This window comes from Clostridium sp. HGF2 (genome assembly GCF_964240115.1).
In the GTDB taxonomy this organism is placed as follows: Bacteria; Bacillota_I; Bacilli_A; order Erysipelotrichales; family Erysipelotrichaceae; genus Clostridium_AQ; species Clostridium_AQ innocuum.
The window spans coordinates 512668-536361 of record NZ_CAXSSO010000002.1 but is presented as its reverse complement, the minus strand read 5'-3'; the positions used below and the strand labels follow the sequence as shown (position 1 = coordinate 536361).

Annotated in this window: 20 protein-coding genes; all 20 read right to left on the bottom strand. The window is 44.8% G+C overall.

Annotated features, from left to right (window positions below):
* Positions 1-899: 899 nt before the first annotated feature.
* Entirely contained in the window at positions 900-1589 is a 690-nt protein-coding gene (locus ACESPQ_RS06360) for a DNA-methyltransferase (protein ID WP_373144108.1), read from the bottom strand.
* 574 nt (positions 1590-2163) lie between these two features.
* Positions 2164-2727, bottom strand: coding sequence for a hypothetical protein (locus tag ACESPQ_RS06355; RefSeq protein WP_373144107.1), 564 nt, complete (start codon positions 2725-2727; stop codon positions 2164-2166).
* 12 nt (positions 2728-2739) lie between these two features.
* Positions 2740-3579, bottom strand: coding sequence for a replication-relaxation family protein (locus ACESPQ_RS06350; protein WP_002609124.1), 840 nt, complete (start codon positions 3577-3579; stop codon positions 2740-2742).
* Between the two features lie 333 nt (positions 3580-3912).
* On the bottom strand, positions 3913-4254 hold the full coding sequence (locus ACESPQ_RS06345; RefSeq protein ID WP_373144106.1) for a hypothetical protein: 342 nt from the start codon (positions 4252-4254) through the stop codon (positions 3913-3915).
* Entirely contained in the window at positions 4242-6392 is a 2151-nt protein-coding gene (locus ACESPQ_RS06340; RefSeq protein WP_373144105.1) for a hypothetical protein, read from the bottom strand. The genes ACESPQ_RS06345 and ACESPQ_RS06340 overlap by 13 nt, the downstream gene beginning before the upstream one ends.
* 19 nt (positions 6393-6411) lie before the next feature.
* The gene (locus tag ACESPQ_RS06335; RefSeq protein ID WP_009270415.1) at positions 6412-6672 is read right to left on the bottom strand and encodes an LPD11 domain-containing protein; all 261 of its coding nucleotides are present in this window, start codon (positions 6670-6672) and stop codon (positions 6412-6414) included.
* A 14-nt stretch (positions 6673-6686) separates the two neighbouring features.
* Positions 6687-7148: a hypothetical protein gene (locus ACESPQ_RS06330; protein WP_373144104.1), complete on the bottom strand. Its 462-nt coding sequence runs from the start codon at positions 7146-7148 to the stop codon at positions 6687-6689.
* Between the two features lie 14 nt (positions 7149-7162).
* Complete coding sequence (locus tag ACESPQ_RS06325) at positions 7163-7753, bottom strand: hypothetical protein (protein ID WP_373144103.1); 591 nt, start codon at positions 7751-7753, stop codon at positions 7163-7165.
* 12 nt (positions 7754-7765) lie between these two features.
* Complete coding sequence (locus ACESPQ_RS06320) at positions 7766-8830, bottom strand: lysozyme family protein (RefSeq protein WP_373144102.1); 1065 nt, start codon at positions 8828-8830, stop codon at positions 7766-7768.
* Positions 8817-11126 carry a hypothetical protein gene (locus tag ACESPQ_RS06315; RefSeq protein WP_373144101.1) on the bottom strand — a complete coding sequence of 770 codons (2310 nt, stop codon included), beginning with the start codon at positions 11124-11126 and terminating at the stop codon, positions 8817-8819. Before ACESPQ_RS06315 ends, ACESPQ_RS06320 begins: the two co-directional genes overlap by 14 nt.
* The gene (locus ACESPQ_RS06310; RefSeq protein ID WP_373144100.1) at positions 11123-13522 is read right to left on the bottom strand and encodes an ATP-binding protein; all 2400 of its coding nucleotides are present in this window, start codon (positions 13520-13522) and stop codon (positions 11123-11125) included. The genes ACESPQ_RS06315 and ACESPQ_RS06310 overlap by 4 nt, the downstream gene beginning before the upstream one ends.
* Positions 13512-13892, bottom strand: coding sequence for a hypothetical protein (locus tag ACESPQ_RS06305; RefSeq protein WP_002609133.1), 381 nt, complete (start codon positions 13890-13892; stop codon positions 13512-13514). The genes ACESPQ_RS06310 and ACESPQ_RS06305 overlap by 11 nt, the downstream gene beginning before the upstream one ends.
* Before the next feature lie 9 nt (positions 13893-13901).
* Positions 13902-14195, bottom strand: coding sequence for a hypothetical protein (locus tag ACESPQ_RS06300; RefSeq protein ID WP_002609134.1), 294 nt, complete (start codon positions 14193-14195; stop codon positions 13902-13904).
* A 2-nt stretch (positions 14196-14197) separates the two neighbouring features.
* On the bottom strand, positions 14198-15151 hold the full coding sequence (locus ACESPQ_RS06295; protein WP_373144099.1) for a conjugal transfer protein: 954 nt from the start codon (positions 15149-15151) through the stop codon (positions 14198-14200).
* A 65-nt stretch (positions 15152-15216) separates the two neighbouring features.
* Positions 15217-15936, bottom strand: coding sequence for an immunoglobulin-like domain-containing protein (locus ACESPQ_RS06290; RefSeq protein ID WP_373144098.1), 720 nt, complete (start codon positions 15934-15936; stop codon positions 15217-15219).
* Positions 15937-16061: 125 nt separating this feature from the next.
* Positions 16062-17006 carry a SpaA isopeptide-forming pilin-related protein gene (locus tag ACESPQ_RS06285; protein WP_373144097.1) on the bottom strand — a complete coding sequence of 315 codons (945 nt, stop codon included), beginning with the start codon at positions 17004-17006 and terminating at the stop codon, positions 16062-16064.
* Positions 16993-17844 (bottom strand): class C sortase, encoded by an 852-nt coding sequence (locus ACESPQ_RS06280; RefSeq protein WP_373144095.1) that lies wholly within the window; start codon positions 17842-17844, stop codon positions 16993-16995. Before ACESPQ_RS06280 ends, ACESPQ_RS06285 begins: the two co-directional genes overlap by 14 nt.
* A complete protein-coding gene (locus ACESPQ_RS06275; protein WP_373144093.1) occupies positions 17841-19694 on the bottom strand; it encodes an isopeptide-forming domain-containing fimbrial protein in 1854 nt (617 codons plus the stop codon). Before ACESPQ_RS06275 ends, ACESPQ_RS06280 begins: the two co-directional genes overlap by 4 nt.
* A complete protein-coding gene (locus tag ACESPQ_RS06270) occupies positions 19691-22192 on the bottom strand; it encodes a SpaA isopeptide-forming pilin-related protein (RefSeq protein ID WP_373144092.1) in 2502 nt (833 codons plus the stop codon). Before ACESPQ_RS06270 ends, ACESPQ_RS06275 begins: the two co-directional genes overlap by 4 nt.
* A 234-nt stretch (positions 22193-22426) precedes the next feature.
* The gene (locus ACESPQ_RS06265) at positions 22427-23413 is read right to left on the bottom strand and encodes a bacterial Ig-like domain-containing protein (RefSeq protein ID WP_373144091.1); all 987 of its coding nucleotides are present in this window, start codon (positions 23411-23413) and stop codon (positions 22427-22429) included.
* Between the last annotated feature and the right edge of the window lie 281 nt (positions 23414-23694).

Sequence of the window (23694 nt, the reverse complement as noted above, 5' to 3'; positions counted from 1 at the left end):
ACAGTTGCAGGATCCGACGATAGCTCATCCGCACGTAAAACGATTAGATCATCCGGGCAGAAGCTGTGGATCATCGCAATAAGAATATAGGGTAGGTATTCTCCTTCTGTATAAAACATACATTATGTGTTTGATAATTATTCATTTGCAGATAAGATTGCAGCTTAGTTTTTCTAATGTATCCTCCATGACAACGATGGCTTTTCTATTTTGGTTATCTGTTCCCATCATGAAATTTCCTTTTAATTCTGTCTTTCTAATAATCCCTGCATTTAGCATTTTGTTTATGTTCCTCCTTTTGGATAAAAGAGACAGAAAAAAAGAGATGCCCTCATCATATCGATGATTGGTATCTCTTTCTGTCGATAAACGCTTAGATCAGATAAGAATATAAGAAACTATATTATATTCATAGAAAAATATTTTTTCAATATCTACCTGTAATAATTTTATGTGAAATTATGTGAGGTATTCAAAATTAAAGTCCGTTCGCTGTTTTATCATATATTTTTTATCAAATTTCCAGTGCTTTATTTTATCTGCACTTTTTTTGTGATCATACATATATTATATTGAGTGATAGTTATTACTCACACCTCAATTTCTTAATTCTTGAAAAGAGCTGCTCATGGTAGCTCTTTTCTTTATAAGCATTATCCTATTTCAAACAGATTATCCTGCTTCAAATAGAAAAGACAATCAAAAAAATAGTGAATAATACGTGATTACATAGTCATACTATTCTTGTAGTGTTACTTCACTACAAGAAGTTTCTTCATCTAATCACATTAGTTTTTCATTTGTTTATCATATTTTAAAAGCCGGCATATAGCCGGCTTTTATCCCATTGTCAATGTATAAGCTATGAAAGTGTGACTTTGGAATAATGCTGGAGTACATTAACTGAATAGTCTCATTTCATGTATCCTCTGTTGTGAAATATTCAGATACTTTTTCTCTTTTTCGATCCCTATGAAAGAGCGATGATATTTAACCGCAGCTGCTCCTGTTGTACCGGAACCACTGAAAGGATCCAAAATCACATCACCTTCTTCAGAAGAGTTGAGCACTAGGTCCTCTATGATTGCTTGTGGTTTTACAGTTGGATGGCCATATAGCGTCTTATCTTTTTTATTCGTAGGTGTGATCCAGTATGTGTGACCTCTTTGGTATGTAGTATGTAATCGTGCGGATTTCCGAAAATATAAGCAATATTCTTTATCGTTTAGATAATTTCTGCCACACCCCGGAATCGGGTTCGTTTTGATCCACACCAGGATATCATAATTACATCCGTGTTCTTTCACGAAAAAATCAAGATAGGGGATGATCTGTCGGCGATTGCACCATATATAAATATTAACTGTCTTCAGCACACGAAGAAAGTCATCCAATATGGATAGCTCTATTCCTGAAGTAAGATCATCCGCAGATAGCTCTCTTATCACAGAATGATAACTTTTTCCGATATCATTTCTCATACAAGATGTATATTTTGTATCGATGTCATAAGGTGGATCTGTGATGATCAGATCCACACTTTTATCAGGTAGCTTCTTAATCTCCTCGTACGCATTCCCAAGGATCAACCTCATATCTTCTATTTTGATCACATCCTTTACGGATATGCATTATAGCTCTTAATTGTGGGAAAGTGTAGTATTGTTATTTTGCCTGTTCACTGTATGATAGACTCCTGTTTATGTATATGTCTTTTCCGGATAAAATGAAAGATTATTACGATATAGCTGCTTCGTTATCTAGCACAAAAAACACCTGATAGGTGTAATTAAGTTTTTATTATTTAGGCTTTTTGTATTGAATCCTCTTAAATATCGTGTATAATATAAATGAAGATGATCTCCTCCACAATAGTGAAGATAGATTATTCCTGGTTCAAAAGCGATCGCCCTAAACGGTGCTAGTGTTTAGAGGGCGATCACTTTTTTATTAGCTTCACAGTTTCCAATATAACTAGTATGATCAGAAAGCTGATATATAAGTCAATATTCAAAATGACCACCTCCGAACTATTCACTGGAAAGGGTTCACAGTCGAAGTGGAATAATCTATCTTCGTACAAAATTATATCATATATTTCGTAGTTGAGATACATAAAATGTAATGTTTATCTCAACTGTGACTTTTGTTACTTATATCTACTTATTTACTGAGCTGCGCTATCAATCGGTTACATAAGAATATCATCCAACGTTTCCATGCAGGTCGTACCTGCGGATGCAAGAATTCTTCACGTTTTTGACAAGCAATCGCATGTGCAAGATTTTTGTTGCTATCTATTTTCTGCAGTACGATCCTTTTATTCATCCGGTACACATAGCGAAACTGCGACCAGAGTTTTTGATGCATCCGGGCAGTAGGGCAGAGCTGCTTAGGAATCTCTTGAATCTTTGTCTTCCCTAATACGACACTGAATAGATGTGTATGTATGATAGAATCGATCTCTGTATATATGACGGCTTCTTTATAAAAATGTTTAGCTATATGATCCAATGCCATCTTGATCGCATAGGCTTCTCCTTTCTGAATATTCTTTTCATTCTTTAGGTATTTAGTTTTGGTATGTATTCGGATATGATCATCGATATAGATCGCGCTGACGAGGACACCATCCTTTAAGCTGGCATCACAGAATATCTTTACTGCATAAGAACCTTCTTGAAGCAGTTCATGCTTCGTTCTATAATACTTATCGACGGCGTTCATATAGTTCCTTCATCATGGCAGCTGCCCCATGAGTTTATATGTTTCCTCTACATGTAAAGGCATCTCGTATATATCGTTCAAAGGATCTTTTGTGACATCTTCATATCCTGCCACCAACAGATTAAAATCGATCTTGCCTTTATATTCCTGTATCTTACGGGTCAGGAGCTGTCGGTCATTTCTTACCTTGCTGACAAATAAGACACGATGATCTATGACAGTCAGAGATAATGTGTTTGCGTATAACTCCTCGTTGACCAAGCGATTGTACGCTCTGATTTTTCTTTCCAGTCGTTCCTGCTTTGGATACGATCTTTCCATCTCTAAATACACCAATACCGCAGATGTCTTTGTCCTATCCTTGTGTTTGAATATCAAGACAGCATCCGGCCGATTGGAAGCCTTTTCCAGATATGCTTCTCTTTCATTAAGTATTTCATCCACATACCAGTTCGATACACCTTGTTCGTATGCCTGTTGTAAGATGTCACAAACAGTGGCCACTTGCACTTGATGATACATGTAATAAGGACTGTAGTTTAAAAATGCTTTTGTATTGTCCTTGGCCTCATATCCCATATCTTCCATGTACTGGAGACCTCGTTTCCCTAAAGTAACGATCTTGTATCCGGTCCGGAAACTTGCTGTATGGTTCGCAGGTATGAATGTCCGTTCTACAATTAAATAATCATGTAGCGCTAACTGTTTTAATCTTTCTTTGATCGTCCGTGTTTTTCTACCTTTATAAACAAATAACTGTATATAGTCCATATCCACAAATCCATGCCTTGCTATGCGAATCATCAGGTCGATATCATCATCTAAGATCCTTGGTTTGTTTTTGTTTCCCATAAAAGACACCTCCTTTAGTTATCATAATAAATAGTTTATATTAAAGTAATAGTTACTATATCTATACAGTAGTATCACATATTATAAATAGTTATATCATTAGATATAAGCATATGAAATCAGGCCAATATAGACTCTGATTTAAGGCATAAAGTCGCGTCCCATAAGGTTGTTATAGTTTATATTATTTTATAAGGTAAAATAAGGTAATTGTCCAGAATTTTGAAGTCTAAATAAGCCTTTAAATAAAGGGTTTCAAGACAAAAATCAATGGTGTATGTGTTATAGTATTTACCATAGCAGATACCATAATAAATACCATAGTTTTTCATCCTACATCGACATGATGAACGGCAAGATCCCAAGGATGAAGATGATTAAATAACAGACGGTAATGGCCGTCTGTATCTTACCGTAGTATCGATATCCACCATATCCCAGGATAGCACAGATGAATACGATCGTAAGTCCTCCGACCTGCTCATCCTGCAATGCTTTCCATGTATCCCGGAATACCTGCTGCACACTCAACAGCAGGTAGGAATCACTGATCCTTGTCATGAACTGAAAGAAGACGAACAACCCAAGAATCGATGAGATCAGGATCACCGGTCGGCGTTGTCCCTTTGGGAGGAGCTGCGATATCTTATACAGCAGAAATCTTATCCGTCCCATTCTCCATCACCTTTCTTTCGTCTTTTTATTTTACGGAATACGATCTTTTCTGCCTCTTCTTTCGACAGGAAGTCACGCCGCATCAAGCTGCGTGCTTCGTTACGGTTCTTCTCTGTATTCATTTCCGCCTGCACATTCTCTCCTTCCTTGTGTGGTACTACTTTTCCGGCATTATACCGATATGGTGGATCTACTTCTACGAGTACCGTTTTCGCAATACGGTTATCTTCTGTAGATACATATCCGATCCGATCGGGAAGTCCCTGCAGACCATCGATATCCGGATGGCCGGGAAGGTTTGCGGACATACGGACGGCTCCATCACGCCCCTGTCGGAAGGTCACCTTCGTACCGGCATTCCCAAGGACGGCCTTCAGGAAGCCTTGCTGGAACTGTTCCAGATATTGCGTCATCGGGATCAGTGCCATACCGCCTTTCCTCAGCTCCGCCAGCCAGCGCTCGTAGATATCGAATTGCACCTTGTGACATTCATCGATAAAGGTCAGATGCAGCCGTGAAGTATCCGGCCGCTTCAGACCGATCAGATAATATTTTAAAGAGATATATCCGACGATGATCCGTAGGTCATTGTCATTGAGACCTTTCAGATTGAATAAGATGATGTCACCTTTTTCGATCCACTCTGAAATCTTCCGCAACCCATCATACTTACTATGCATACCGAACATGAGCTTCTTCTTCGGCGTATTGATGAAAGGATCGGTACGGTTCAGGATGGGATCTACCTGCTGTTTATCGAAGCGCCCTTTTAGGAAGGCACATGCATCATCCGCATATACATTATCCTTCAGTCGCTCATACAGTCGCTCACGCATCGTTTCATCCTGAAACATCTTTGGGATATCCATGATCGTATGCTCATCTTCATCCAGTAGGATCGTATTGATCGCACTGGTGATCATACGGTCTACCTGGACAGTGACTGCGGAACCGAATAACATCCGGAAATAGTCCAGTATCTCGGTAGAGGGGACATCCTTATTCAATAAGGAGATAGGAAAGATACAATCCTCATACCCAAAATCGATATAATGGATCTTTTCACGTAGCTTCGTGATATCATGACCATCCGCCTGCAGCTTCAGCATCATATCGATGACCCCCAGCACACTGGTCTCTGCAGGATCGAAGAACGTGAATCCCGGTATGTTCTTTTTCCCCTGCACGATGGATGTCAGGATATCGCGCATCATCTCCTCCGCAAAGCTCGATTTTCCGGAACCGGTCTGTCCGGAAATGACCATATGTTTCCGCAGCTGGAGCTGCTTCAGGAAGACCACACGATCCTGCATCGGATGATAGACATGTCCGCATTTGATCCCGGACGCAAATTCTTCCTCCTTCAATGTCCGCTGACCGATCTCAAGTTTGTGTATCCGTTTCAGGATCTCAAGATCCTTCTTATTGTAGAAGGTCGGGATCTGAAACAGGTTCATCAGTTCGTTTCCTGTCAGTTTGGAAAATTTATAAGTATCCCGATAGATCGCCCGAAGCTCCTTTTCTCCTGCTGTCAGATTGATGATCGTATTCGTGATCTCCAGGATCTGGTTTCTCTGGTATCTCGTCTTTCCGGATACCTTGATCATCACCTGCACATCGACATCCGTACTCACACCTCGTAACATGCTCTTCGTTGCACTGTAATTCTTTTCGACACTGAAATCGATCGTGATCCTCGTCTTGTTGCGCATCGTCCCCAGGATGAACAGGAAGATCTGATCATCCCGGAAGGTCGCAAGGCTCTTTTTCGTATCTTTCGCATGATCCAGCACATCATCCGTAAACAAGGTATGTACTGTCGTATACGGCGTGAGCGGTCTCACCGCTTCGAATACGTTCGCCTTATCCTGGAACATGTTCTGCAGACTGTTCAGGACGAGCCCATTCTCTCTTTCATCACTCACCTGTAAGTAGAAAGAGATCATCCCATCCGTTTGATCCTTACCGTCGCAATCGATGATGAAACGATAATCCAGGATACAGTTTGGATCGAAGAGCTTCGATAGACGATCTCGCAACGATCGACGCCTTTTCGTTCCGGACAATGTCTTTAAAAACATCCGCATCGTATCTGCCTGGAACTGATGATCATATCTTGGTAATATCTGATATAACATTCCGCCTTCCTCCTAACACCTATATCTCTCCAAGAGGAGTAAGCATCCGTTCTCCATATCCCAGGATATCGTCCGGTGTGAGCCATTCCGGTTTCTTTTCGGGAGGAAAACTCTCATACAAGGCCTGCATGATCTCAATCTGCTCCCATTCATCATTGGCCCAAAGGTCCTTGGCATTTCGGTTGCCATATCCCAGATAATAGTTACAGTCCTCCACCATCCGGGAGAGGAGCTGATAGCGGAACGTCTCATCATGTTTCAATATTTCTTCTAGTACCATATCTTCACCTCATCTCAATAAAACTCGTTTCGATCGACCATGTCACGAAACGATATGATCGCATCTGCATCGCTTACGAAGTCGAAACTTTCTTCTACCGGTTCACCATCCGGAGATTTGATCCAATAGGTCAGCGTACCGAATGGATCCATGCCGGAGCGCAGGATGTATCCCTGATATTCATCCACGAGCTTACCGTCTGCCTCCATGATCATCTCCAATTCTTCCACATATATCTTTTCTGTAAAATGGCCATCACCAAGGATCCCCTCCACATACTTGCGCCACCTTTCTTCTACTTCCTTCATCATGATGTCCCAATATTCCTGATATAGGACCTGATGTTGTTCCTCGTATCCCTCACTTTCCATAAGGGCATCACTTTCCAGGGCATCTTTCCAATATCCTTCGCTCTCTTCCATCTTTTCCTGTAGTTCATATAAGCGATGGATGATGTCTGCTTTCCTTCCTATCATATCGGATCCTCCTCTTACTTTTCATAGAAGCCGTTTCCCAGGCTGCTCTCTTCTACCATCTTATAGATCCTCGCTTTCCCATCGACCCACTGTACACGCATCCGGACCAGATACCGGCTCGTATCGTTCCTGTCCGCATGCTGTGTCTGTGCAGTGTAGATGACATAAACTTCAAAGTCATCATCCGCTATCCTGTCGATAGCGCTGTCCATCGATATGACCTGTGTTTCTGTCGTTTCTTCTTTTTTGATACGTTTGCTCTCTCTTCGCATGGCCGCAAGCTCATCCTTACTCAGATCCGGTACCAGTGACTGGTACAAGTCATCGCTGAGAAGTTCCTTGACCGGTTCGATACGATCCAGGAAGATATCACTGCTGCGGCCTTCGCTCTTCACTCTCACGAAGCGTTCTGCTGCGCTCTTACAGGCCTCTTCCACATCATTGGGAACATCCGACTGAGGAGATGGCTCCGTTGTTGGCTTTTTCTGTATCGTGGTACTGCTCTGCTGCGAGTTCACCTTCGTTTCCGATGGCTGATTCATCCATAGGAATGCTGCCGTCACAGCTATGAGGATCCCCATAGACACGATCGTTTTCTTTTCCATATGTAGCCTCCATTATTTGAATTTGATGTATGTTTCCGGATCCACACTGCCTTCTGTCGTTGCAATCACAGGGGTTGAGAAATGCATCTCCATATGTACATGGGATGCTGTCGAATTACCCGAATGTCCCTGGCTGCCGATCCGCTGTCCTTTCTTTACGGTCTGTCCTGTCTTGACGTCCACATCCTTCATATGGCAAAACAGGATATAGAGTTCTTTTCCTTTATACTTCATCTTCAGCTGGATAAAGTTTCCGGCACCTGCATAAGCACCACCCGGACACATATTCCCAAGGTATCCTCCATCTGCAGGACAGCTCGAGGATGCCTGATATACCTTCGCATCACCGGGAGCGTAGATCGATGCACCATAGGAGCCATCCAAATCGACACCATAATGGAAGTCACCGATCGATGGTCGATTCCCATACCCACTGGTGAGCGTGTAGCCCTTCAATGGCGGGATCAGGATACCGTCCCCGCTGATAAAATCCAATGCGTCATAGTAGGACATCACCTTATCGGCATAAGGAGGATCTCCGTAGACGCTCCATCCGGTCTTTCCCTTCATGATATCGGAAAATTCCTGTGCTGCTTCCAGTGTCCATCTTCCACCTTTTTCACGATCGATCCATTCGATGAATCCATTTCCGAAATTATATCCGCCTAATGCCACCCGGATGCGACCTTCATCGGATGCATCCTTGACCTTCGCCCTTTTCAGGCAATCCTGCAGCTCTTTGATACCGCAGCGGATCGAGTAATGCGGATCCTTGATCCCATTGGGTATCTGCGGATATTTTTTGTTGAACGGCCCTTCCGATGCCTGCATAGGATCACTGCCTGTCCCACCGGATTCTACCTGCATCACTGCCAGGATCAGATCCACATAATCTTCCATGCCTTCCAGCTTGGCGATCTTGGACACATAGGGACGATAATATTCGACAGAGGAACTGAGATTGTTTTTGGGCGTCTCATTCCCATCTCTCACACCACCGCCAAGGAACATCAGAAACATCATCATGATAATGATAAGGGGAAGGAAAAGGAGAAGGAGCTTCTTAATCGCCTTCATTCAGGAGGTTCTCCTCTTCCTGCGGCAGTGTATCCTCTTCCGGTTTTGTTGAAGCCTCATGTTCTGCTGGCACATCCTGTTCGTTTATCGGTCCGCTCTCTTGTCCTCCTTCATCGACATCCATTCCTGCAGGCACACTGTTTGGATCATCCGGCTGCTGCGTAGCTTGTGTAGGTTCTGTGTTCATTTCTACATCTGGGCTGTCTTCTGTAGAAGCTGACGATGTTTCTTCCGTTGCCTCTTCAGAATCCGTATGTTTCGAAGCTTCTGTAGGAATAGGATCATCATCCGAGCGATCTTTCAGATCATCTTCTGTTTCAGGATCCACTGTTTCCGGAACTCCTCCCACATCTGAGATATCCGGGGCTCCTGCATCCTCGATAAGATCATCGTCATCGTCCATATCGATATCCGACATATCTTCTTCCGCTATATCCGCTTCATCGCTCAGGTCTTCCTCTTCCTGCGTTTCTGCGCTCATGTTCTGTATGTCAGCTGCATGTTCTTCATCGAATGGTTCACCATCATCTCCCGGATCCGTTTCCTGTGCCCCACCATCGATGTCTTCCTGTGTCTCAGAAGTCATTTCATCAGATCCTTCTGTTTCACTCTCTGCTTCTGTAGGCGCACCCTCACTATTTGTGGCAGGACCAGCCGATTCGCTGTCACCATCTGCAGGTGCTTCCTCATGATCCGCAGAGTCCACATCATCCTGTATATCGTCCGCATACATATCGGGATCTTTTTCATCTCGCAAGGCGTCGTCATCATAGCTGCTATCATATGGATCATCATGATCACGAAGATCACCATCATCACTTTCTCCATAGCCACCTGTTCCACTGCCGTTTCCTTCACCGCCCCCATCAAACGCATCACTTTGTGAAGCAGAGCCTTTCAACTGTCGGTACGTCGACATCGGAGAGGTACCCAACAGCATTCCTTCTGCCACGATCTTTCCATCTTCCATCAGTTTCGACATGATCGTCGGTAGATTCTTGATCACGAATCTGAGCAAGACGATGAGGATCACATCGACTGCCAGCATGAGCAGGACACTGTAAGCGGATATCTTCGTGCATAATTCTACCAGGAAGAACAGTGCCATACTGAACAGGATATCCGCAAAGATCGTGACCATGCACCACATGAGCCTGTCTGTGAACCATTGGCGAGCTTTGCGTCCATGCTTGAGCAGCCACCAAATGAGTTGATATACACTCAATCCCAGAACGATATATTTTGCGGCCTTTACAGCCCCTAAGCCGATACAGATCGCTGCGATGACGATACTGATCGCACCACGATGTACTAACAAGACGAAGGAGAGTCCCAAGACCCGCATTGCGGAACCACCATCATGCGTGATCGCATGATTTCCGAACTTGTCATATTCATCCTCCGCATTGTCTTGTGATGGATCGTTCAGGAGGCGCTGTACTCGCTTTTCTACCTTTTCGATAGCATCCTTATCGTCCGAACCGGCGATCTTCGCAAGATCTGTCGTACCGAAATGTCGTACCATGAACGGCTGTTTCTGCAAGATATCGAAGATGTTCTGCTTGTTCATGATCTCCGGATCTTCCTTCTTTTCTCCGAATACGAACGTTTCCGTCAACATCTGTGTCGTCACTTCCTCAAACCCATTTGCGATCTTGCGTCCATTTTGGCCGATGAAGGTGATGAAGGTCATCGATAGGAAGGCGGTAAGCACGATCTGTACGATCTGTTGCCATCGTACGATCCTGGTAAAGTCTTTGATGAGCTTATACAGGATGGATGACAATGCAGCGATCAGGAGCACTTTATTGATCCAGGAATTAGGATCGCTCCAATCGAAAATGACCTTGTCGATCATATCAAAGATCCCCTGTATGACGGTCCCCAAAAAGCTGGAGGATACCAAGTTATAGATCGTCAACACGAAGAAGGAGATCACGAACCCGATCATTTCCAGAAGCAGCGTGATCAAATTCATGAAACATGTGACGATGGAATCCCCATCAAGCAGGTTGAGCCCTTTGGTCTTCGCTGTCATACTGGAATTATAGAGATTCTTGATATAATCCTGGTCCATTTCTTTTTTTCTCGTATCTTTATCTAAACTGAGGATCGCATCCGAGAGAAAATCCGAAGTATTGGTATCTGCCTTTTCTTCATCGTTCTTCTGTGCTGTCGTCTCTCCCGGAGAATTACCGTTGCCGATCGCTCCATCCATAGATTCCGCATGGATACCTGTCGGGACCAGCAGCAGGAACAGCAAGCTCAGGATGGTGAGGCATCTACGCCATCTCATGACTTCGCCCCCTGTTCATCGATATCCTTGAAGGTGCGGAAGGCATCCGAGAACATCGGCAAGATCGCCATCTTCGTCAGGCATTTGCGGTTGTTGTAATCACAGTATAAGAAATTGTGCTGCTTTGCCTGGTCGACACCTTCCTCCTTCGTTCGATCCTGCAGGATAGCGGACAGCGTGGAATTGCCATCCAGATCGAAATGGCACAGGATACGCTGGATCTCGTCCTTGCTCTTCATATTGCCGATGAAAAATTGCCCGGTATTATTGATGATGGAATCCGGAAGATCGCTCCAGTTCTGCAGGATGATCAGCATATTGCACAGCTCCGATCTTGCAATCAGATTGTTGTTCACTAATACGGACATACCACCCGGGACTGTCGAATACAGTTTTGCCTCATCGAACAGCATCGTCTTTGCTTGTCCTTTATACATACGCAGGAACATGTTCGTGATCTCATTGACCTTTCCCAGGATGAGGGAGAAGATCCGATGTTCCAGATTTCCGGAATCATAGCTATAGGTGCCTGAATCTCTGGAATACACCGGCATCTTCGCGAACGTGATCAGATTGAAGGGGCGATCGAGACGGAACACCTTCGAGATATCGGTATCGTCGTCCCCGAAGAACAGGCGAGCCATCGGATCATTGCGCAGGGAATACAGACTGCGTGCAAGCTTGGGATCCCTGTTCATCATGACATCGACCAATCTTCGCATCGTGATCCGTGTGATCTTTCCACTATTGAGCGCTTCGCTCAGCTCCATATATGCTTCATCGACCTGCATCAGATCGATCTCCTGCTGTGGATTGATGGCACGCACCAGGGCGATGATATCATTCTTGGCCGCTGCCAATGCATCTAAGGGAGAATCCGGATGTAATAGGAAGGCATCGAACATACCGTTTGGACAAGATGGGTCTCCGATGATGAGGTGAGAGGTCAGATCACCGAATCGATCCAACAGCTTCACGAGCTTGTGACGGTCACCTTTCGGATCGACCAACAGCAGCCGGTGCCCATAGAAGATCATGGAGAGGAGTGCAAAGTAGTTGGCAATCTGTGATTTTCCGGAACCGGTCTCTCCGACAAAGGCCACCGTAGAGGAACCTGTCTGCGTCAATCCCTTGATCGGAGCCTCGATATCGATCCGTACCGGCAGGTCTGCAGGTCTCGTATATGTGAGCACGACTCCTTTGTCTGCTTCTCCTATGTATAAGCCACCGAAAAAATTAAAATGCGCAAAGTACAGGACATCGGTCAGATTCACATACCGGTAACAGCTATTCTTATATGGAAATAGGTGTTCCGCAAGCTGTTCCTGTTCGCCGATCGCATAGGTCAACTGGATCCGTTTCCCTTCGAATCTCTTCTGCAGCTTGTCGCTGCGCTTCATCAGCATGTCCTGCGTATTGGCACGGATGCGCAGCATCATCTGCCAGCGGATCTTGGAATCTTCGATCGATGGATCCACATCTTCACCGATCTTCGCAAGCTCGAAGGCTTTCTGTGCTTCCTTGTCCTTTCGCCCGCTGCTCTGCCAGTAACGGCGTGCATTCTTATGGATCTCCTCACGTTTTCCGGTCATATTGCTCTTGAAGGTCTGCGTATGTTCCAGATCAAACTTGATGATCGTGTCGACAGGGAAGGTATAGAGCTGGATCTCATTGACCGCCACATTCGCACGATACCCATCCTCCAATCGATCCTGGATGAGTTTATCTGCGATGAGCACTCGAGAATACAACTCACGGAATCCACCTTTGTTCTTCAGTGTCTGATAATGATATTCCAGCTCTGTCGCCTGCGGGATCGTGTAATAATCGGATATCAGTATCTCGATCGGGATCGCCAGATAATCATATAGACGCTGTATCTCTTTCTTGTCCGGTCGTTCCACACTCAGATCCATACTTAATTTCTTGTATATCTGTTCATCGATGACCTCGCTCAGATCGACCATCCGCTTTTCCAACGGATCGTTGTTCTTACTCAACCAACCACTCAACCACTTCTTCTTCAATGGGTCACGGTTATCTGTAAAGCATATATGTATCCGATAGCGATACTTGATACCATTTGTCAGCTGCGCTTTTATATCCTTCATGAAGGAGCGATACAGCTTCTCTGTCTGTGGATCACCATTCGTCTCATATAACGTCTTATAATGCTTTAGGATCTCCTGTTCATCGATGCGCTGTGGCAGGATATAGATCGCTCCCGGCATATTGACGGAAAGGATCTTACGATGCAGGTTATCGATCAATGTCTGCAGCTGATGATCGGATGCATACAGGCTATTCATCGGACGGATCTCATAGTGATAACAGATACATTCCTTACAGTAGACGATGTTTCCTTCTCCATAGCTGTAATAAGGTTCAACGTACACACCGATGCACTCTCCCTTCTCTTTCCTTCGATAATCTATGTGTGTGTCCTTGGGAATCATACAGGATGCGATAGTTCTTCACATCCCGATAGTAGAACGTGATCAGCTTGTTCTTGCGGCTCTCTCGGTCTATCTCGGTCAGGAACATCACAGCGCCGATCTCCAGTACCGCAGCGATCGCGATCGACAACAGGATCCCCAAGGATCCGAACAGATGATACGCAGGGATACCGATGGGGATCAGTGCAAACAACAGACCCCCCAGCATCACGAGTACCATCCCCCAGCCATTCAGTTCGATCCCGATATAGGGGATATACAGCTTCTGCTTGTGTGTCTCGACAGCCGTATAATTATAGGCGCTCTTCATGATGGCCCTCTAGATCTTGACGCCTACGAACCGCAATGCTTTCAGGACGAGGTCCCATATCCACTTGAGAGGTTTCGTCAGGAAGGAGATGATAGAAGATGGCTCTATCTGCGCGATGATGGTGAATGCGATCAATACGATGAACCCGATGACGATCTCATCGATGACGGACTGCCATTTCCCACCGGTGCGGCGCAGAGATTCCTTTGCGCTGCGCAACAGGAACACCATGAGCGCCACGAATACGATGAGCAATACCAAATAATAAATGACCTTGAATCCTTCTAATTTTGTAAAATCCATACCTAATACTCCTCCTTTGAAATGATCTTGTTCGTTTTTCTATCGAACAGGAAACGCACGCTACGTTCCTGTTGGAATAGTTCCTTCGTTTCATAGCGGACGATCACATCTGCCTGTATCTCATCCTCATTCTGTATTGCGGACTGTAGACTGACGAATACCGGCTTCGTATCCGGATCCAATGGTTTCAGCGTTTCCGGATCCTGCATCAGGAGCCGTGCCTGTTCCAGATCAGCGGCATAGGTCGTAAAGAACAACTGGATCGTATTCGTGATCTCCTGCTTCTCCTGTTCCGTACAGTCCGTTCCCTTGATATCTTCTTTTTCTGTCTCCAGTCCTTTTTTCATATCTTCATTCATAGCAGCTGGCGCAGTTGATATCATCGAGATCGGACGATCCACGATATAGTGACCATCTTTTTGAATAGAACGTATCGCGATATATGCCGTTTGTCGTTTACTCTTGCCTTCGTCGTCTTTCAGATCGAGAGATACTCTGGCATAGGATGTGAGCCGGCCTTCCTCTGTATCGGATGGCTCCACCTGATATACTTCTACGGTTCCTACCTCGGCACTCTTGATCTTTTGATCATAGGATACGTTCCAGCTTCCTCCGGTCGTGAATTCCTGTAAGAACTGCTGACTTTCTTCATCCTGCGGATATTTATAATAGTTTTTTATATAATCCTCCAGGAAGCTATAGTCGTTCACCGCTACTGCAGGCGTTATGTCCGGCCGTTCCTGAGCAAGGGAACGGAAGCCTCCTAGCAGACCGATGCCTACGGTCAGATACAGAACTGCTTTCTTCAATCGCACGATACGCCGTTGTCGCTTCATCAGCTTCTGTAGATGTGCTTCCAACTCTTCCTTTGTATGTTCTACCTGTCGTTCCTCATTTCCTTCCGGGTGCTCTTGTATATCCTTATCCGGTTGTTTATGTAGCCGTTTGAACAGCATCTTCCTCACTCCTTTCTATCATCCTTACATCGTTTCTATTGGCAGATGTACCAGTCACTAGTACATCATCGTAGATCGAGCCGATAGCCTGTATAGATACCGGAATCATCCTGTAACACATTGCACTGGTACCTCCTTCCACTTGCCGCTCCTGCGGCATTACATTTCTCCAGTGCGGAGGAGAAACTCTCTCCATTGGCAAACAGCCATGTTTGTACGCCAATCGATGAGGCTGGTTCCTGTGGCTTCTCTGCTTTCGGAGACAAAGCGGAGCCTGTCATCGTATCTTGTTCTTTCGGCGGCTGTGCAGTTGATGGCCGTTCTGTCTTCTGTGGATGCTGTGGCTCCTTTTCCTTTGGCGCCTCTTCTTTATCTTTATCTTTGACGATGAGCCGCAGCTCCTTCGTGGCAGTATGGCCGCTGGAATCTTTGACCTGATACGTGATCGTATACGTACCGGCTTTCTTCACATCGAAGCTCCCACGGATCGACACGTCCAGATCACCGTCATAATCACTATAGGCTTTCTTTACATATCCTCTTGCATCGAATGCTTCCTTCACATAGATCTCGACCGTATCCTTCTTGAGTTCAAGGACAGGTGGTGTCGGCGCCACCACCCGGATCTCCTTCATGAATTCTTTTTGTTCTCCATCCTCTCCCACAGCGATATATAAGAGCTTCTTTACCCCCGGGGATGAGGTGTCGATTGTCGGATATAGGATCTTCACAGATGTCGTGGAACGGATCAGATCGACAGGTTCGATCTTTTCGTTCAGTTTCACCTTTTCCGTATCCTTGAATGTGATTGACAGGTCATCTTTATCTGCCGATTTCGGAAATAAGAGATACCAACATCCCAGGCAGAGTAGGAGGACACAGAGGATGAATGTCATATACTGGCTTTTTTTCACTGTGCCTCATGCTTTCTACGCAATAAGAAGAAGGCAGTGCATGTGGATACTCCAAGCAGGAAGATCCATCCAACTACACTCGTGTGATCGCCGGTATCAGGACCGCCGGATGTCGCAAGCGGCCTGTCCGCATAGACGATCGTACGAAGATTATCGTCACCATTGACCCATTCGTCATCGATCGTGACCTTCACGACCTCATCCGATAGCTGATAACCGGCAGGAGCCTTCGTTTCCTTTATGTATACTGTCTGATATAATAGTCCATCGAATGACGCGACCCCATCCTTCGAATCTGTCTTTTCTGTTTTGATGACTTCTGTGCACTCCGCATCCGAATACAGAGTAAACTCAGCTTCTTTTAAAATGCTCTTATGATCATAATAATCGACTTTCCGCACATGTAATGCTGGTAAAGGCGCATGTTTTGGGAATACTTCGATATGGTAGTTCATCTGTTTGACGGTCTCATCCCACATCGGTACGCTGATCAGTGTCGGCTGTATCGTTTCATAGCCCGCCTGATCACTCACATACAACAGATAGACACCTACCTCCAGATCTGTGAAATCTACGATACCCTGCACATTTGTCTGTTTCGTCTGTATCGCGTCTTTCACGAGTGGCCGCAACGTATCTGCGGCTTCCTGCAGTCCTTCTGCCGTTTCGATGGCATTCAGTTCCACATTCGCAGAGCTATAGTCCTCGGTAAGCTGATAGCTCCCTTCCTTTATCGTTGCGACATAGGCCAGAGAAAGACCGACGCCTTCTCTGGATAACTTGTCTTGTGTTTCCTCCAGTTCCACATGGATACTGCCTTTCTCCTGTGTAGAAAGATCCATAGGCTGGGGAAGTGCTTCCTGTGCGCTTATCGGCCGGATGCAGCATAATGACAACAACGATAATGTCATGATGCGAACTATCTTATTACGCTTCTTCATGTTCTTTTGACCTCCTTTTTCTATAATGATAGATTTCTTTTCCCAACAGGAGCGTGATGATCACAAAGGGTGCTGCCGTAAAGATAAGTTCTCGTATCGACATCATCGATCCCTGGATCGATTCCTTTTCCTGTTTCTCATAAGCTACCCGTTCTCCTGTTATGAGCAGCCTTTTCGTATTGATCCCGTATGGCGTACAGGTGATGAGCGTCACGAGGTCTCTTCCTTCTTGTATGCTCAGTTTATCGATATCATCCGGATCTGTCGTTTGGATATCGCAGATCTGATAGGCAAGCGTCCTGCCGAGTACATCGATGTAGAAGAGATCGCCTTTTTCCAATTCATCTAATCTGGTAAATAGCTTTGATGATGGAAGACCACGATGTCCGCTCAATGCCGTATGTGTGCTCTCACCACCAACAGGAAGACTGCTGGATCGAAGATGTCCCACACCTTTTGACAGGACGCTCTCACTCACACCGTGATAGATGGGAAGATCGACACTGATCTTCGGTATCTCGATGCGTGCCATGACATCGCTGTCCTTCAATCGCAGCTGTTTTTCATAAGCCTTCTCTGTCAGATACTTGTCACTGATACCTTGGATATAGTTCCCTTGAGTTTGAAACAACATATCGTTATAGGTATCTGCCGCCTTCAACAGACCTTCCACCTGATCTTCATTGCGGCGCAGCGCTTTGGAATATGTCTTCAGGGAATCGGACTGTACACTTCGCTGATACAGACCACTCACTATGGGATAGCTGCAGATCAGAAAGCCGACGAGGATGATCGCTATGCTCCACCATCGTCTTCCGGATCTTTTTCTACTCTTCATTTCCCATCATCCACATGGCTTCTCTTTCTGTGGATACCATAACCGGCGATCATCAGCCCTGCCCCAAGAGCGACCATGACGATCGTCAGCTGTGATCCTGTGACCGGCAGCTTACTTCCTACTTTGTTTACTACCGTTAGATTCATGGAACCTTGCGTCGCATCTGTCTCCAGTTTATTATCTTTTTCAGAAGTTGCACCATCATAGAATTCTTTAAAATGTGCAGTCGCCTCCAGCTTCTGCAGGATCTTATCCGTTGCGCCTTCGCCGGCTGCGTAGCTGTTTCTATCGTTCGTATAGGTCGGTCTTACCGTCAATACGATCGGATCCAATAAACGGCGATATCCATCCGGTGCTTCTACCTCCGAAAGGTAATACACCCCCTGATCGAGACCATAGATCGTGAAATTGCCATCCAAAGGTGTGACGATCTCGACGGCTTCCTTCGGCTGTGTTCCACCGTCATGATCATTACCGCCTACAGCATCACGGTTGATCACGTTATAACCGTCAGGAGTACGTTTCAGATATACTTCCTTCGTACAGTCCGCATCGCTGTACAGACGGAATCTTGCGTCCTTCAACGGTGCGTCATGGTCATTGACCTTCGATACGTTCAGCTTATAGGTGAAGCACACGACCGTATCCCACGGTGTCTCTCCGGTCTTTCCGACACCATCCACATCCGGGTCATTGGAGAACTCCAGCTTCACACTGTTCTCGAAGCCCGGTCTTCCGGTATCCTTGGCAGCCTCATCGTTCAGCTTGGCATCATAGCGAAGGACGATCTTCTGTCCATAGATGTTCTCCTTGTCTTTGTTCATGCCTTCCGGAAACTCGCGGTCTACGATCTTCTTCAGGTCTTCGATCTCTATCTTGAACGTCGTTCCTCCTACATTTTCCAATATGTTGTATTCGCTTGGATCGACATCATAGGTCTTCTTTCCATCCATGATCTGGATCTTTACGGTATCCGGGTCGAAGGTCAGTGCTCTATCCATCTTGTCATGGAAAGCGAAGTAATAGCTGTGATATCCATTCATATCCGGTACAGCTGTATCATAACGATACGGAACAGTCTGACCGATCTCATAATCTGCGATATCGTTCCATCCATCTGCACCGATCTCTTCTTTGTGGTCATCCTCCAGGATCTTCTTCGTGATCGAAGGATAGTCGGATTTGATCTGTACCGAAGCATTCGGATTAGCCGTGTTTACCATACACAGAGAGCTTGCGGAGTGCGTCCCTGCATTATCGGATATCTCATCGGTGATGTAGTATCCGAAATCCAGACCGTCGAAACGGATATTGCCGTTATCCATCGTTTGCGTGATATGGATATCGGTCCCTTGTTTCTTCTGGGCACGCAGCTCTGTCGTCACTTCCTCTATGAAATAACGAAACTCGCTGTATCTTCCTTCCAACTTCTGTTCTGTCGCAGCGCCTTCTACCTTGTGGTGATTCAAGGACTGGATGTAATCCACTGCTTCATATTCCGATACATCCTTTGCCGGTTTGTTCAGGCGTTTCCCGATGACCTTCTGCAGGACATCCTGATAGGCAGGTGTCCAGGTATAGTTCACACTTTCCAGGTGCGCTGCATTCTTTACAGAAAACAGCTGATACAGCCGGAACTTCTTTCCTATGAGCGATTGTCCTTCATTCGCTTCGATGGTGATGGCGGCACCGCCTTTCTTCAGGTCTACGATACCGCCCGGCGTCGTGATCTCCTGAGCTGCATGGATTACCAGACTAGTGATGGTCAATGCCGGAAGTGCACCGGATAACAGCATCCCTGTCGCTAAAGCAGGGATCCCCAGATATTTCATTACGTTCTTTTTATTCATTCTCTAACTCCTCCTCGTAAGCTTTTTCTCCCTAAGAACATCAATCCCATGCCTATGATAAACATCGGGAACATGAGATCACTGCCTGTTTCCGGTAATTTGATACCTACCATATTCACGATCTCCATATGTACGACTCTTGCTTTCTTCGTACCCTCGATGCGGATAGCACCTGTCGTGACCGTATCTTTCGGTGTATATTTCTTACCGTCTACCCATAACTCGAACAGGTCATTGACCGGCGAAGAGACGGTCTCGATCTCATAGATATGCGGCTGTTTCGTATCCGGATCTAGTGGGATACGGTATCCATCCGGTGCTTTCGTTTCTTTGAGGTAATACTTCGTTCGATCCTTCAGTCCGGCAAAGCTCAATACACCGTTATATGAGGTCCTCTTTGCGACTACCTTCGTACAGGCTTTATCGCTGTATAGCGTAAATTCCGCACCGTCCAGCAGCTGCTTGTGGTCGTTGAGCTTCGTGATCTTCAACGTAAACGGAGATACCTTATCACGCACGGTTATGATGCCATCGAATGCATCTGTCTTCTGGAAGGTGATGCCTGTATTCGTCAGGTCTGTCAGTACCTTGACGCCCCCACCGGATACCACTTCAAAACGTACTTCGGTAGGATTGATATCATAGCCATCCATGACAGCTTTTTCCTTCAATGTATAGACGCCCGGGTGAAGACCGACAAACTGGATGGAGCCGTTCTTATCTGTTTTTACTTCTGAGACAGTTCCATTCGGTTTTGTGAAGGTGAAGAGCGTATTCGGGATATTCAGCTTCGGTTCTTCCTGGACCTTATGGATCCGCAGCTTGATGATATCCTCAAGGACATTTTTTGAAACTGTGATAACGCTGGTCGTTTGTGCTGCAGGATTGATCGTCACATTATATGACTTAGGATCCAGGCGATATCCCGGACTGGCCTTCGTCTCCTTCATGGTGTATTTTCCCAGATAGAGACCTGTTTTCGTGGCATTACCATTCTTATCCGTGGTCAGCGTTGCGACCAGCGCACCTTTTTTGTATTTTACGGATTTGTCAGCAGGATCCAGGATATTCTCCTTCGCCCGCAACTCATAGACAGCACCCTGTAGCGTTGCGTCTCCCTGTGGTTTTTTATTCGTCTTACTATCTGCCTTGGATAGTTTCAATGTACCGGACTGGCGCTTATCTGTGCCTGTCACGGTAATTGTCTGGTTATTCTTGGAGATCGTGACAGGATATTTCGTCTTATTGAGCGTATATCCTTTCGGCGCAATGACCTCCTGCACATAATACGCTCCGACACGCAGATACCCGGACATGGAATACCCGGATGCCTTCGTAACGAGGCGCTGAAGCTCTTGACCTTGTTGGTTGAAGATCGCATACGTCGCACCTGCGACTTGTTTCTTGGAATCCGTATCGACCTTACGGATCTGGACACGACCTTTCTTCCATTCGTTTCGAGCAGTGAAAGAGGTCGTCTTGTCGGCAGATACGCTTACCGTATGGATCGTCTTGTCCAGAATCAGATGACTTGGTACAGCGCTCTCCTGGACATAGTAAGTCGCAGGGGCAAGATCATTTACCGTAACAGTACCATCAGAACCTGTTTGGTAGGTTCCGATCGGGGAAGACATATCGGCATTTTTTGATACCTTGAAGGATGTGTTCGGGACTAGATTTCCATCTTCGTCTTGCTTGGTGATCTTTAGTGCACCATACTTATTGACCTGAATTTTTAGTTTGAATGTTCCTGGGTCTAAGAGCATGGGTTTGATAATATCTTGTCCGCCTGGTTTTCGATGGACGATGGATTGTCCGATCATTTCCGGCTTGATCTTATCCAAACTATATGTACTGTTATCATTAGCTTTGGAGCTGGTAGTAATCGTTAGCTTATTTCCACTTCGTTTTACACTAAGTCCTTTCGGAATACTTTCTTTACCTTTGAAATCCTGCAGGACGTTATTGGTGTCTGTTAGTGTAGTACTTTCACCAGCATTCAAGGTAACTGTTTTTCCATTGAAGCTAGGGCGCTTTTTCATATTCTTAATCATTGTATTGACTTCAGCTTTTCGTTTCTCATAATTGGAGATATTATGATCTGTAGGTTTATATCCTAGATATTCCCATACCATCAGCTGGCCAACTGCATAATTCCACTTAGATTGATTAGTGTTGACGTAGGCATAGTACCAAATTTTAGCGATATGTTCTTTATCCGAATAAGATGTTGAATATCCGCTCCAACCATTGATTACTTCCCAAGGCTCACTGCATACACCGACACCTTGTTCGACATGGATCTTTTCAATCTTTTGATGATCGAACCATGCGGTCTGTACAGGATTATCCGGATTATGTGCTTGTCCACTATGCCAGTATCCGGTATCTTCCAACTTTGTGACATTGGCTTTGATCGTTATCGTGGACAACATATTGGATCCACATAGCAAGATCGAAGCGAATATCATGACGATACTTTTTAATTTCTTCCGCATCTTGTTTTCCTCCATAAATTTTTACATATTTTCTGATGTAGGAATTACTCATACGATGACATATATGAAACCTTTTCTTGTATTCGCCTTACGCTGCGAGCAGCTGCGAGTCATAACTTACCTTGTAGTAATTCATATGGTCACCTCCAATAAAAAAAGACGAACCTCTGTCCGCCTTGATTTTCTATTAACAAAAAAGAAGCGATATTTTCGCTTCCTTATTGTTAAATGATTTTAATACCAATATATTGAATATTTTTCAGTTCCATCACTGTAACCTATATAACAAGAGCTATATCCTAAATTATAATATGGACTACTTTCATCCAGAGTACCAAAGAATTGATCGGCCCATGCTTCTGCAGCCCTTGGATCATCAAATATAGGTGATTGCATAGAAATAGGTAAACCTTGCTTTCTACCATCATATGTGATATGCGGAGCTGAAGGTGCTGGAGCAGGTGTTGATGGCTTTGCCTGGGAAGGAGCGGAACTCTGTGCTCCATTGGAACCGTGGGAGCTTCCGGTATTCGCAGTGCTGCTTCCTTGTCCTCCACTTGTCCCTGCATTTTGATTACCTGTAGATGGAGAGGATGTCTCTGATCGTTGTCCAGCATTATTGTTATTCTGGGCTGCTTCAGATTTCTGTCCTTCAGTAGTTGCTTTTGCCTTTTCTTTTTTCTTTACGATGACTTTGAATTTCTTCTCCGTCTTGTTTCCGTTCACATCAAATGCTTTTACAATGACTTCATAAGTTCCGGCTTTCTTTGTGTTTAATTTTCCTTTATCAATGTAGTAGCCGGATTTTTTTATTTCTTTATCACTGTATTTCAAAGCACCATCTACGGGATCCTTTACTGATTTTACATTGTCTTTCAGATTAAGTTTATCACCTGCAGTGATCGTGACTTTATCCTTCTTCAGTACAATTTCAGGTTTCTTCGTATCTTTAACTGTGATCTTCACATCTTTCTGGATAGTCTTGTCCCCATCAGTAAATGTGACCTTCAAGGTCTGATTTCCAACTTTCTTTGCATTGAAATCCTGTACTTTATCTACTTTGATATTTTTATCAGATTTTTTTGCGTCAAAGAGTTTGTTGTTATCCAATGTATCGCCATACTCCACAGTCAGTTTATCAACCGTCTTTACCTTCAGCTCTTTACTGCAACCTGTCAATACGAGCGCTGCCACTGCAGCGATACTTAATAATTTCTTCATAATATATTCCCTCCACTTTTCTATCTATTTTTAGTATATCACTATCGTAAGGGGATAACAATTACATATACCCTTCGATATCTCTTTTTATGTTAAATTCCTATTTGTTGATCAAATGTATCATTTCCACTTGCACATGACATGTACCAGTGACTGGTACGATTGCCTTGCATTATTCTGGCTTTTTCTTTCTTATCTGTTATAATTATAAGCGGATCATATCCTAGCTTGTAGCCGATCGTAGAGGCCTGATCCATGCATACAGAAGAACTTCTTTATTA

Coding starts and splice junctions, on each gene's coding strand:
- ACESPQ_RS06355 (WP_373144107.1), bottom strand. CDS start 2,727: ATGAACGCCGTCGATAAGTATTATAGAACGAAGCATGAACTGCTTCAA.
- ACESPQ_RS06350 (WP_002609124.1), bottom strand. CDS start 3,579: ATGGGAAACAAAAACAAACCAAGGATCTTAGATGATGATATCGACCTG.
- ACESPQ_RS06345 (WP_373144106.1), bottom strand. CDS start 4,254: ATGGGACGGATAAGATTTCTGCTGTATAAGATATCGCAGCTCCTCCCA.
- ACESPQ_RS06340 (WP_373144105.1), bottom strand. CDS start 6,392: ATGTTATATCAGATATTACCAAGATATGATCATCAGTTCCAGGCAGAT.
- ACESPQ_RS06335 (WP_009270415.1), bottom strand. CDS start 6,672: ATGGTACTAGAAGAAATATTGAAACATGATGAGACGTTCCGCTATCAG.
- ACESPQ_RS06330 (WP_373144104.1), bottom strand. CDS start 7,148: ATGATAGGAAGGAAAGCAGACATCATCCATCGCTTATATGAACTACAG.
- ACESPQ_RS06325 (WP_373144103.1), bottom strand. CDS start 7,753: ATGGAAAAGAAAACGATCGTGTCTATGGGGATCCTCATAGCTGTGACG.
- ACESPQ_RS06320 (WP_373144102.1), bottom strand. CDS start 8,830: ATGAAGGCGATTAAGAAGCTCCTTCTCCTTTTCCTTCCCCTTATCATT.
- ACESPQ_RS06315 (WP_373144101.1), bottom strand. CDS start 11,126: ATGAGATGGCGTAGATGCCTCACCATCCTGAGCTTGCTGTTCCTGCTG.
- ACESPQ_RS06305 (WP_002609133.1), bottom strand. CDS start 13,892: ATGAAGAGCGCCTATAATTATACGGCTGTCGAGACACACAAGCAGAAG.
- ACESPQ_RS06300 (WP_002609134.1), bottom strand. CDS start 14,195: ATGGATTTTACAAAATTAGAAGGATTCAAGGTCATTTATTATTTGGTA.
- ACESPQ_RS06295 (WP_373144099.1), bottom strand. CDS start 15,151: ATGCTGTTCAAACGGCTACATAAACAACCGGATAAGGATATACAAGAG.
- ACESPQ_RS06285 (WP_373144097.1), bottom strand. CDS start 17,006: ATGAAGAAGCGTAATAAGATAGTTCGCATCATGACATTATCGTTGTTG.
- ACESPQ_RS06280 (WP_373144095.1), bottom strand. CDS start 17,844: ATGAAGAGTAGAAAAAGATCCGGAAGACGATGGTGGAGCATAGCGATC.
- ACESPQ_RS06275 (WP_373144093.1), bottom strand. CDS start 19,694: ATGAATAAAAAGAACGTAATGAAATATCTGGGGATCCCTGCTTTAGCG.
- ACESPQ_RS06270 (WP_373144092.1), bottom strand. CDS start 22,192: ATGCGGAAGAAATTAAAAAGTATCGTCATGATATTCGCTTCGATCTTG.
- ACESPQ_RS06265 (WP_373144091.1), bottom strand. CDS start 23,413: ATGAAGAAATTATTAAGTATCGCTGCAGTGGCAGCGCTCGTATTGACA.